At 50.7% G+C, this 11,948-nt stretch carries 10 protein-coding genes; 9 read left to right on the top strand and 1 reads right to left on the bottom strand.

All coding sequences use genetic code 11. The features are described from left to right. Positions 1–12: 12 nt before the first annotated feature. Positions 13–1,215, bottom strand: coding sequence for a maltoporin (locus KDD30_RS21015; RefSeq protein WP_305800659.1), 1,203 nt, complete (start codon positions 1,213–1,215; stop codon positions 13–15). Positions 1,216–1,832: 617 nt separating this feature from the next. On the opposite strand from KDD30_RS21015, the gene KDD30_RS21010 reads away from it, so the two are divergent. The 9 genes from KDD30_RS21010 to KDD30_RS20970 all read left to right on the top strand — a co-directional run bounded on the left by KDD30_RS21010 (position 1,833) and on the right by KDD30_RS20970 (position 11,790). Continuing rightward, on the top strand, positions 1,833–2,228 hold the full coding sequence (locus KDD30_RS21010; protein ID WP_211650288.1) for a rhodanese-like domain-containing protein: 396 nt from the start codon (positions 1,833–1,835) through the stop codon (positions 2,226–2,228). A gap of 19 nt (positions 2,229–2,247) precedes the next feature. Further along, positions 2,248–2,895, top strand: a complete 648-nt coding sequence (locus KDD30_RS21005) for a hypothetical protein (RefSeq protein WP_211650286.1) — start codon at positions 2,248–2,250, stop codon at positions 2,893–2,895. Further along, positions 2,892–3,746: a hypothetical protein gene (locus tag KDD30_RS21000; RefSeq protein WP_211650284.1), complete on the top strand. Its 855-nt coding sequence runs from the start codon at positions 2,892–2,894 to the stop codon at positions 3,744–3,746. The genes KDD30_RS21005 and KDD30_RS21000 overlap by 4 nt, the downstream gene beginning before the upstream one ends. Further along, entirely contained in the window at positions 3,743–4,819 is a 1,077-nt protein-coding gene (locus KDD30_RS20995; RefSeq protein WP_211650282.1) for a hypothetical protein, read from the top strand. Before KDD30_RS21000 ends, KDD30_RS20995 begins: the two co-directional genes overlap by 4 nt. 229 nt (positions 4,820–5,048) lie before the next feature. Next, positions 5,049–7,121, top strand: coding sequence for a PKD domain-containing protein (locus KDD30_RS20990; protein ID WP_211650280.1), 2,073 nt, complete (start codon positions 5,049–5,051; stop codon positions 7,119–7,121). Continuing rightward, positions 7,118–7,465, top strand: a complete 348-nt coding sequence (locus tag KDD30_RS20985; RefSeq protein WP_211650278.1) for a FlgD immunoglobulin-like domain containing protein — start codon at positions 7,118–7,120, stop codon at positions 7,463–7,465. The genes KDD30_RS20990 and KDD30_RS20985 overlap by 4 nt, the downstream gene beginning before the upstream one ends. Before the next feature lie 34 nt (positions 7,466–7,499). Beyond that, the gene (locus KDD30_RS20980; RefSeq protein WP_211650276.1) at positions 7,500–7,916 is read left to right on the top strand and encodes a hypothetical protein; all 417 of its coding nucleotides are present in this window, start codon (positions 7,500–7,502) and stop codon (positions 7,914–7,916) included. Next, a complete protein-coding gene (locus KDD30_RS20975; protein WP_211650274.1) occupies positions 7,913–11,374 on the top strand; it encodes an RHS repeat-associated core domain-containing protein in 3,462 nt (1,153 codons plus the stop codon). The genes KDD30_RS20980 and KDD30_RS20975 overlap by 4 nt, the downstream gene beginning before the upstream one ends. Next, positions 11,371–11,790 (top strand): hypothetical protein, encoded by a 420-nt coding sequence (locus KDD30_RS20970; protein WP_211650272.1) that lies wholly within the window; start codon positions 11,371–11,373, stop codon positions 11,788–11,790. The genes KDD30_RS20975 and KDD30_RS20970 overlap by 4 nt, the downstream gene beginning before the upstream one ends. The last annotated feature ends 158 nt before the right edge of the window (positions 11,791–11,948 follow it).

Below are 11,948 nucleotides of genomic sequence, written 5' to 3'. Positions count from 1 at the left end.
GCTGCGGAGACATTACCACCAGGCTTCAACCTGAGCGCCAATGCTGTACTCTGTATCGTTTCCTGTGCCAAATGCATTGTCGTTGTCGAAATCAGACAGGTAGCTAGCGTAGAAGCGCAGTTCAGGGCGTGCCCAGAAGCTAGGACCGGCAGTGAAGGCCTGCGCGATGGTCAGCTTGCTGCCAGACTTGTCGACACCGGAGTCATCTTCATCATAGTAACCGGCTTCGAAGATGGTTTTCACGTGATCAGACCATTTGTACTCAGGACGGATGACCGCACTCAGAATGCTGTGATCTTCCTGGCTGTCGAAGCTGGTGTTTGCGTAGATCAACTGGTGGCCGATTTCCCAGGAAGCTGATGGCGCAATGACCCCCCAGTTGATCAGGCGGTAGCCTTGTGCGCCGTCATTGGAGGAAGCATTGAAATAGTGCCCTGCACCCAGACCAGCCATTTGCTCACCATAGCCTTCAGTACCGAACTGAAGCACAGTCTTGTTGAAACCACCCAGGAAACCACCTTGGGTCAGTTCTGCGGTCAGCAATACGCCATCGTTGAAGTCACCCATGGCTTCCTGATCATCGGTTGCATTCACCAGGCCGTAGTTCACACCCAGCTCCAGGCTGGCATCGCTCCACAGGTTCAGACCCGCGTAACGCAGGTCCAGGTTGTTCACGTTCACTTCGCCGGAGTCGTCACGAATCACAGCAAAAGACACTTTACCCGGACCTGCACTCAGGTTTTCAATCCCCGCGCCTGCACCCGAAGTGTCCCAGTAGTAGAAATCTGAAATATGGATGTCGTGACGCTGGTAGTAACGCTTACCTGCCCACAGTGCGGCATCCGCGTCATTTGCAATGAAACCTTTGGCGACAACATTGAACTGACGCAGCGCGATATTATCTGAACCGTCATCGTTCACGCCCAGACCTTCCCAGTCATTTGACCCATCCGTTGCAACGGCCAGCATCGAGTCAACGTAGAAGGATTTTCCATCTTCGTTATAGACTTCCTTGCCCAGACCCAGCTCGCCGTAAACGTCGTTTTCGTTGCCTAAACGGCCCACTTTGTTTTTCTCATAGGAAACGTTTTCACCGTTTTCACCGCTGATACCAACACCGGCACGCATATACCCATGAAAATCGACTTCTGCGTAGGTCGCAGCAGACATCAATGCTGCGGACACGGCTGCTGCGGTCAAACAGATTTTGTTCAGTTTCATTGCATAACTCCTTGATGGATGCTTTTTTATTATCTTTCCTTGCCTGGTGAAGCCTGAAGCAAGGCTCAGAGTGTTCAGGTACAGGAAAATCACCCTGAAAAGCTTGCCCTTCTATGAACGGCCGCGCAGAGATAAAGAAATCCGAGCGTGTTTGATTGAAAGGGGCAGGCTCACTTTGGATTTTTTTATTCTGCGCCTGTCATGCAGGTGTCACATCCTCCTCTGATGGGCGGATTGATGGCGTAGAGCAGAGGATGAGTGCGGGGATCACACTTTGTAGGGGTGTAGGAAAAAAAGGACACACACCACACGTTTTTTCAAAGTCGGATCACGAATTTCCATCACAGGCGATCTGTTTCGATGAGAAACAGTTACTGATATCACGCTTTGTTGGGGAGGAGACGGCCGGGGGAGCTGAGCGATGCATTGCTCCTCGAATAAAATCGTGTTTTGTAATTGATTTGTTTGTTATTTGGTTGAAGGTTTGATGCTGCCTGCACTTTAGTGGTTCATTCACCAGGCAGACCGAACTTTTTTGGTCGTGTGTTTCAGAATTGCATATCTTTTCTGTGTTCGATTGAAATTGTTCGGCTGCGTGCAAAGGATTGGCAATGCGATTGATTGTGTGCATTTTGGGATTCCTGGCCTGTCAGGTTCAGGCGAACTGGTTCAGTGCAGACTATGCACATGGCGTGAGTCAGGAGAAAGTTGAGGTGCTGGCAAAAGCTCATCTTGAGGGCGAGGTGCTATTCATTGATACACGTGAGCCGGATGAGTATGCGGAATCACATATTCCGGGGGCGGTGAATATCCCGCTTCGCAACCTTCATCAATTCAAGGCCTCGGATCTGGCGGGATACGCTTATGTGGTTCCCTATTGTTTAAAGGATTTCCGGGGGTTTGAAACCGCGAAAGCCTTACAAAACAAAGGTGTCAGGAATGTTGTCCTGATGGAGCCGGCAGGTTTCAATGGTTGGCGCTCTGCCGGCCTGCCCATCGAAAATTAACTTCAGTCAGGGAAGTCAGATGTTCGTGATTCATCGTCCGCAATTTTTCTTGATCCTCATACTGCTTGTGCTGCTGCCAATCATTGTATGGGGGAAGAATACCGGGAATCCGTTGCTGTATGTCACCGATTGGGTGCCGGTTGGCCAGGGATATTATGTTTTGTCTAAGCTGGCGGCGTTGATTTCTCTGCTCCTTTTTGGTGTTCAGGCGCTCATCGGACTGTTTACCATCAAATTCAGTTTTGCAACCAAGCAACGGGTGCATCGTTGGGTCGGGGCAAGTGTGCTTCTGATGGTCTTGCTGCATGTCAGTGGCTTTATTGCGGCAACCTCACTCAGAAGCGGTCATTTTACAGGCCATTTTTTACTGCCGGATATTGACGATTATTATCATGCGCGAATTACGGTTGGCCTGGTTGCGCTGATTCTGATCCTGTCGGCTGTTTTTGCCAGAATCTGGCTGTCCGGGGCATTGCAAAAATGGGGACACCGGTTTGCGATTCCAGCGTTTTATCTGGCGGCCTGGCATGCGTTGACGATCGGGACGGAGTCGCGTCATCCCATCATACAAATGCTGTTGATTGTGCTGATGGTACTGATTGGTATCGGTATTCTCCGAAGGTTATTGCTTCGTCCGAAACCCATGCGTAGGGTCAGTACAGAATGAAGGCATGGCTCATCTTCCTTGTTGCTTTGTGGCTACCGTCGTTGAGCCTGGCACAGGATTTACCCCGCGGAATGTCGTTTATTGGTCTGACAGCCGAAGGCTGGCGGGCATTTATTGTGGATGAAAATGGTCTGCCTGAGCGAGTCAGTGGCTTAACCGAACCCCGGGAATTCACCTGGTCGCCTTCAGCCAATCGCATGGTATTTATTCGTGCGGACGGCACGATATCGGATAGACAAAACGCCGTCACGAACACTTTAGTACCCAGTGATGCGGCGGACGCTTTTACGCAAATCCGGCTTGGTGAACAAGGTCAGTCGCTGATTGCCATTCGGTTGTTTGAGCGGAAAAGTGAACGGACAGCGTTGACTGTATGGCACCCCCGAAAACAGCGTTTTTTCGATATTCATCAGCAGTTTGGCAAAATATTTGATCCCGATTTTAATGATGAAAATTTCCTGTTCAGTGTGGTGAGCTGCATGCTGGACTGCGGCGGTATTGTTCAGGAAGCCTGGCTCAAAAATCGGGTCACACACCGCGCAAAGCAACTGACGCTGCACAATGGGATCGTCAGATATCCGGTTTGGGATACACAACAGCAACGCACTGTGTATAGCTTCAGAGCGTCCACTCATTTTCAGTTGTGGCAAACGGATTCATCCGGCCGGTCGGCGCAGTTAACCCATTCCGACAGCACGGATCTCTGGCCATCGCTGTCTCCATCCGGAGTGCTCTATTTCGTGCGCCGGGACGAAGGCCGGGGCCGGTTGATGCGATTAGGGGCGAGCGGGGCTGTTGAAATCAAGCTGGAACATATTCTTGATATCCGGGATTTGGAGATTACACAGTGAGTGAGAAATGGGTTCTTTCTATCCTCATTTGTATGCTGGTGACTGTTTCAGGCGGGGTGCAGGCCGCGTCGCATCCTGTCGAGGTAGTATCGTTCGAGTCCAATCTGTTCGATCTGGAACGCGATCAGCAATTTCCGGTTATGATTCGTGTGACTGAGGCAACAGAGCTTCAGGTTGATATTGTCTCGCCTGATGGTGATTTGGCGAAGACGTTATATCCGATGCAACCTACAGATGCAGGTGTACTCAAGCTGTCCTGGAACGGGACGGACATGCGGGATCAGCCTGTGCCAAACGAAGCCTGGTTCCCTGTGGTGCGATACCGGCAAAATGACACCCAGATTTCGGTGTCTCCGCGAGACAGTTCCGGTGGGGAAGTGATCGCGCATGTACCGCTCTCTATCGAGTCTCCCTATCGATTGAAAATCACGCTTGAGAAACCAGCACGCGTATTAATGCGGGCAGGCATTCAATCCGGCGCGATGTTAAGAACGATTGTGAACTGGCAGCCTAAAGCTGCCGGGACGCATGTGATTCAATGGAACGGGCGTGATCGTTCTGATGTCTTTCCATTTACCGGGCTGGCAAATTTTGCGGTGATGGCCACGGCCTATCAGCTTCCCGAACACAGTATCCTGACCTGGCAGAACGAATCCATCAGCTACACGCAGTGGCGTCAGTCGCTGGGGTATCCGGAACAGTCAGCGGATCAGCGTGCCAGTATTCAGGAAACAAGAAATGGACAAGTCCTCTCAAAGGTGTTTTTCAAACCCAAGTACCTGCCTTTAGATCCCCGGGTTCAACTGGCGCTGCAACAAAATCCGGACAGTCAGCTGACCACCGTTGAAGTGGATATTCCTCTCGCGGATCGGGGGCTTGTTGAAGAGAGTTTATATGAAGTCGGCTTTTTTATTGACGGTGAATTCGTTTCGGAAGAAGAACAGGGCTACGTCCCTTTTACCTGGCAATTTAAGCCTTCGAATTACTCGAAGGGCGTGCATTATCTGACCGTCAACATTACCGGATTCGACGGGCAGGTGGGTGTTTCGTCCGTCAAATTTGTGAATGAATAATTGTTGAACAGGGTAACTTGTCGGTACGTTTCCTGATATTTCACTGACCGTCATACTGCGCACAAATCAAACAAGCCTCTGAAAGAAACTGATGGCATTGTCATTTTCATAGCGAATTATTACTTCGTCACCTTTTTGATGATCCACTTAAAAAAGGCGTCAATTCGCTTCGCAGGTTGTCTAGGCTTTTCTCTATCCAACGTTTCAGGCTCAATTCATGAAAGGAAGCATGATGAAAGTATTTCATTATGTCGCTTTGGCAATTGTATTTTTTACGAGTTGTCAGGCGGTAGCCGTTGAATTATTTGATGCCCCCCCATGGCAGGAAACCCAGATTTACCGCGGAAAGGATCTGGTGGTCTATGACGAGCATTTATATCTGGCGAAGTTCTGGAACCGGGGGGAACAACCGGACGTGTCTCCGCATGTTTGGACGCCGGTTTCTATCAATGGTCTGCCGCCTGCCTGGTCTCGCCATGAAGTGTATCGCCCTGGGGATGCCGTATTTTTCCAAGGGAAGATTTATCTCGCAGCCTGGTGGACGATTTGGCTGGAACCGGGAAGTTTATCGCCCTGGGGGCCATGGGTCTATCTGGGTGAGGCAGACTTGACCGGGCCAGAGATCGCGCTGATCAGCCCCGAAGCTGGTGAACCGCTGACGGATGAATATCAGCCGGTTGTCGTGAGGGTCACGGATAAGCATCTTTCTTCGGATTTAGCGGATTATACCGTTGCGTCGACGACCGTCACTGACTTCACGCTGGCATGGCTGGAAGGCAATCTAATCATTCAACCGGTTTCTCCCTGGGTGGATGGTGAATTGACACTGATTGTGAAAACGGAAGATACCTGGGGCAATCGATCTGAAGCGCAGTTCTCCTTATTGGCTGATATTTCAGTGCCGATTCAATCGGACATGATTGCTATGCCGGGGCGTGGTGAAGCGCCTCTGAAAGTCCTGTTCAGTCCGAATATCACGACAGATAAAGCGATCAATCATTATCGCTGGGACTTCAATGGCGATGGTATCTATGACAGGCAGGATACGGTGGGCAGAAGTCAGAGTTATACCTTCGATATGCCGGGTACCTATCTTGCAGCGCTGGAAATTACGGACTCCATTGGCCGGACAGATACCGGGTATCTTGCTGTCGAAGTAGAAAATGCAGCACCAGCTGTTACAGCAAGCGTCAGTCAAACCAATGGTCCGGTGCCACTGACGGTGCAATTTACAGCAAACGTAACCGACAACGAGGGCATAGCGAGTGTCGCGTGGGACTTTGACGGTGACGGGCTGGTGGATGTAACTCGTGACACAGCAGGCACCGAGGACTTTACCTTTAATCAAGTCGGTCAGTATCAGGCTGCAGTCACGGTGACAGATACGCTGGGTAAACAAACACGCGTTGCACTGCCCAATATTGAAATTCGAGCGGTGAACCCTGACTCACCCACGGTTCAGCTCGCTCTGGATACCGTATCCGGAAATGCGCCGCTGACTGTGTCTCTGACGCCAAGTGCCACACACAAAGATACCGTGTCTGTTCAGTCGATCCTTTGGGACTTCGATGGTGATGGGCAGACTGACGAGATCGCGTCTGTGTTGGACCCGGTTCAGTGGGTTTACAAAAGTGCCGGCACCTTTTTCCCCACACTGACAGTGCAGTTCAGTGACGGCAGCAGTGCCAAAGACGTTCAGCAGGTCACGGTGCAGGAGAGCCTGAGTCTGAGCATTCTCGGGAACAGTATCGACCCGGCTGGCGGCCAGACCGCACGGGTGAAAACCGTCATCAGTGCCAATCTCTCGCTGACCATACAGATTGAAGACCGTCTGGGGCAGGTTGTCCGTACGCTCGTGCCCTGGCAGGAGCGGCAGGCTGGCACGTATGAAGATATCTGGAATGGATTCGATGCACAGGGGCAACCCCTGCCACAGGGCGATTACTATGCCGTGCTGAACTATCGCAAAGACGGAAGGATCGTGCGCTTTGATTTACGTCCTTCAACCAGTGGTGCGGCTTATAACCCCAGTCGCAGCCGGATTCCCCGTACGTTTGAGCCCTATAACAACAAACCTTTGGTGATTGAATTCACGTTGAACAAGCCTTCTGAAGTGACGGCATTCATGGGGTTATTTAATACCAATACGCGTTTGGTGACTTTTAAAAACCGCGAACCGTTGGGTAAAGGCAAGCACCGCATCGTGTGGAGTGGCTTGGGGGATGATGGCAAACCGGTTGTAACGACCGCTTCGAACAAGTTCCTGTTTGGGATCTGGGGATATTCGATGGGGATAACGTGATCTTTGTGTCTTCCGGCCCCGTGCTGAACAGCTTCCAGGCGAAGCCTGCGATTGTTGTACCAAACACCCATACAGAGACCAGCGACGGCAACAGTCATTTATCATTTTCTCTGAATAAACCCGCGGATATTGAACTTTGTGTCAGCGATATTGATACCGGCGCATTGGTTCGGCTGCAACGATTCAGCAATGTGGCTGCAGGGAGTCAGCAGCTCATCTGGGACGTGAAAGCCGACGATGGCAATGGTGTTGCCCCAGGAAAATATCGCCTCGGCATCCGTGCCATTGACCCGCAAGGTTATGTCAGTCCGTATCTCTACACCGTGCAGCGGGTTTATTACTAATGATTGTTCGTCTGATCGAGGACAGGTGAAGCAGATGATGAAAAATTTAATGGTCATATTCCTTGTATGGATGACAGCACCCGTCATGGCCGCATGCAATCTGATTATTGCGCAGTATGTTTCTGTTGAGATTGAATCACGTCAGCACACTGTGGATGGGATGGCACAGCGGCTGATGTTGCTACAACAACAGGCCAATATGGATTTGATGTATGAAGCCGACTGGGAAACGGCTCAGAAAGTGAATGCTGTCTTCGCACGTTATGATTGTTCACCTGCGGAACATGCGCGTTTTGGTGTTGTGCATGAAGGGGATATTGCTGTGTACCTGCTGTCTCATCCTGAATCAAAGGCCAGGCTGGAGCACATACAGGCAAAATTCAATCAGTACACGCAATCGATTCGTGCCATCCAGCCTGAAACGGTTTCCGCAGAGGAGCATGCATCATGAAGATCAGACTCACAGCGGCGACGGCATTTTTCAGTGCGCTGTTATTCAGTTCTCCTTTACTGGCGTATCACTACCCGTGGGATCAGGGACACGATACGACGCTGAACAATAATCCGAAAAATGAACCGGGGCCCGGAGAATCGGAAAGTGAAGACAGCAACTGCGAGCAAGGGTCTCCCGTTTATCTGAAGACCGGGCATTTTGTCTGGCATGACGTGGATCTGGTCGTTGGTCATGCGACGCCTTTGTCGATTCGACGCGTCTTTAATTCGAATGATCCGAAAGATGGTCCCTTCGGAAAAGGCTGGACGTTCAATTGCGAAATTTCTCTGTTGAAAGTCACGGATACACAGGAAACCGCTGATGGCGGTGTTGAAACCTTCACGAAATTTATCTATCGCGTTGGCAATGGCCGCCGGATGACTTTCCTGCCGGACGGGCAGGGCGGATATCTCTCGCCTGATCGTGTAAAAGCAACCTTAATCGCGGGAGAAACGCCAACCCTTGCCTTTGAACAGGGCCACTCGATTACTTTTTCTTCATCGGGATTGGTGCTGAGAAAAACCGACCGCAACAACAATCAGGTGACGTATGAATATGATGAGAATCAGCGCCTGATTGAACTGAGTAATGGTTTTTCTCAGTCGCTCACACTGGCTTATAACGCGAGCGGCCGTGTGCAGGCCGTGACCGATCAGGCCGGACGCCAGTGGCTGTATGATTACAATGCGGATGGTGAACTGGTTTCTGTGACTGATCCAATGGGCCAGAGCCAGACCTATCAGTATGGCCGGTATCAGCCCAGTGGTGATGCTTTTGTTTACAGCCAACTGAAAGAGATCCGCGATGAAGCCGGCATTGTTGTCACCTCGGTCACTTACAACGGCGCCCGCGTGAAATCTTATACCGAGGGCAGCAATACCTTCAGTTACGACTACAGCGCCGATTGGGTCACGAAAACGGACAGCATGGGTGCGAACTGGCGTTTTAAACTCAGTACGGGTGGTCAGCGCATCGAAGATATTGATCCACTGGGTTACAAAACCGTGTATACGCGGGATGAAAAAGGCTATGCAACTTCTGTAACCGATCCCATGGGCTACAGCCAGACCGTAACTCGAGATGATGCCGATCGGGTGACGCAGCAGCACCACGGTTATCTCATCACGCAGTACCAGTATCCGGGAGAAAGCCGGTATCCGAATGCCATGGTTTATCTGCCTGCCAATGGCAGTCTTGAAACCTCAGGCAGTGACGCATCCCGAACCATCTCGCTGACTTATGATGCCAGTCACAACCTGACCTCCGTCACGACGCCGAAGGGGGAGACGACACATCGCAGTTATCTGGCAAATGGCCTGCTTGCCAGCAGCACAGACCCGGAAGGCAATGTCACTTCCTTCACATACAACAATCAGGGGCAGCTAGTTGCTGCCGTGAATGCACTGGGGCAAACCCAAACCCTGAGTTATGACGGCAATGGCTACTTAACGCAAGTCACGGATGCTGCCGGGCAAAGCTGGCATTATCAGTACGATGCATTAGGTCGTCAACTCAGCGAGCGGGATCCGGCGGGCCATGAAACCCGCTATACCTACGACGAGGCCGGAAAGCTGAACGCTGTGATTGCACCCAACGGCGCTTCGGAAACCTACAGTTACGACAGCGATGGCCGGTTGAGTGTACTGACCCGCTATGACGGCAGCAAAGAAACCTATACCTACCGAACGGATAACCTGCTGGCCAGCAGTACCGATCCGATGGGGATCGTGACCCGTTATGAATATGATGATGGCAAGCGGCTGGTTAGGCTATCGGTTGGCTCGGAAGTGGTTGAGTACGCTTACAACGCGCGTGGTCAACTGACCCAAATCAGCAATGCCAACGATACGCTGACTCGCGCCTATGACCAATGGGCCAGGCTGACGTCGGAAACCAGTCAGGGGTTGACCCATCAGTACAGCTACACCCCATTTGGTGAAATTGCACAATGGGATAACGCAGGAATACCCGTCAGTTACGCCTATGATGCGAATGGTCAGATCCAGAACATGACCACGCCGCAGGGGAGTTATTCGTTTACCTGGAATGCCAACGGGATGCTCACCCGCCAGCAAACACCGCACGGGCTGGTGCTAACCAATCAGTACGATGCATTAAACCGTTTAACCTCACGGCGGTACAACCAGAGCGCGTTCAGTAAAGACTGGCAGTATGCGTACAGTCTGTCGGGGCTGCTGGAAGGCATCACTCAGGATGGTGTGAATCAGACCTTTGAATACGATGCCAGCCAGCGTTTAGTGCAGGCGAACACCGTCACCGGAGCATATCAGTATCAATACGATGATTTAGGCAACCGGTTAGACTTCGGCGGTGTTTACAGCCCGGACGGCAAGTTGCTGGAAGATAATCAGTTCAGCTACGAATATGACCTGCGCGGTAATCTGAGCAAGAAAACCCGTAAAGACGGCAGCACCATCGAAACCTTCACCTATAACGACGCAGAACGTTTGGTTGGCTACCAGCGCGAGCGGGTGACCCGCGCAGATGTCGGAAATGGTGAAACGATACTGCAATCCAGCATCGAAGTGACCGCTGCCTATACCTATGATCCTCTGGGACGCCGGATCAGCAAAACTGTGAATGGTGAACAAACGCAGTTTGACTGGCTGGGGAACACTTTACTCCGTGAAAACGGCCCTCAGGGTCAGAAAGATTATACCTACGGCGCCACAGGCTACGCCCCGGTCACGATTGATGCAGACGGACAAGTTGCAGATGTGCTGAGTGATCACCTGTCCGCCCCGGTCGGGCTGATTCAGGCACAAAACCTGATCTGGCAACAGGCGAGGAGCCCGTTTGGGAAAACAGGTGGCACTGCTCAGCCACTCACCTTCAACATTGGTTTTCCAGGGCAATACCGGGATGCGGAGTCCGGCCTGAACTACAATTTCTACCGGGATTACGATCCGAATACTGGGCGGTACATTCAGCGGGATCCGATTGGGTTGCGGGGAGGGTTGAATATTTATGCCTATGTTGGTGGAAACCCCACCAACTATATTGATCCTTATGGTAGATCAGCTACTGCTGTAGTTGGTGGGTGGATCGGCACAGATACAGCGATACCAGATCCAACAGATGCAGCTTGGCCCAAATGGGTTGGGTATGGTGTTGCACTGGGTGGCGCTGCATTAATAGATTGGCTGATATACAATAACGAAGATTCTAGCCAGAATGAGAAAAAGCCGAAGAGTTGCCCTTCTGGTACTCAGGATATAGATAAAGCTAAGAAAAAATATGGTTGGGATAAAGATACCCTTCATGGCATCAAAGATGCGGCACATGGTGGTATGGGTACAGGAAAATCATGGACGGGTGTAGCGCCGGATGGAACGGTTGGTATTAATGAAGGGGGAGAATGGTCACCTCAAGGACATTGGGAGGATTTGTTATGAGTGGAAATGCTACCTTTAGGCTTACTTTTCATGTTTCTCATCCGACTATATCGGCGGCTGATATTGAAGGGGTTTTTGAGTTGCCGATTAGATTCTCTCAATCTGTAGGAGGCCCCAAAAAAACCAAAAGTGGAAAAATATTAGATGGAAAGTACAAGCGAACAAATGTTAGCTTTTGTTTGCATGAATCGCCGTTGAATTTTGATGATGTTTCGATAGATAATTTTCTGAAGATGCAGCTAAGGGGCTATGATAGGGAGTATATTGTTCAACTTGTTGAGTCTGGAGGAAGTTGTAATTTTTTAATCGGAGTATTTTCTGATGAAAATGTAATGTTTGAGCTTGGTCTTGAAACGATTAATATGCTTTCCGATTCAAAAATTAGTATTAAATACGATTTTTATGGCGGTGATTGAGGATGATCTGATTGTTGTGGTCAACTATTCCCGGACTGTAAATTAGATCGATTTTCAGCTTCAGCAGGGCTGACCCATCAGTACAGCTACACCCCATTTGGTGAAATTGCACAATGGGATAACGCAGGGACCCCCGTCAGTTATGCTTATGATGCGAA

The sequence above is a fragment of the Photobacterium sp. GJ3 genome, from assembly GCF_018199995.1.
Lineage (GTDB): Bacteria > Pseudomonadota > Gammaproteobacteria > Enterobacterales > Vibrionaceae > Photobacterium.
This window is presented reverse-complemented; position numbering and strand designations above follow the sequence as displayed.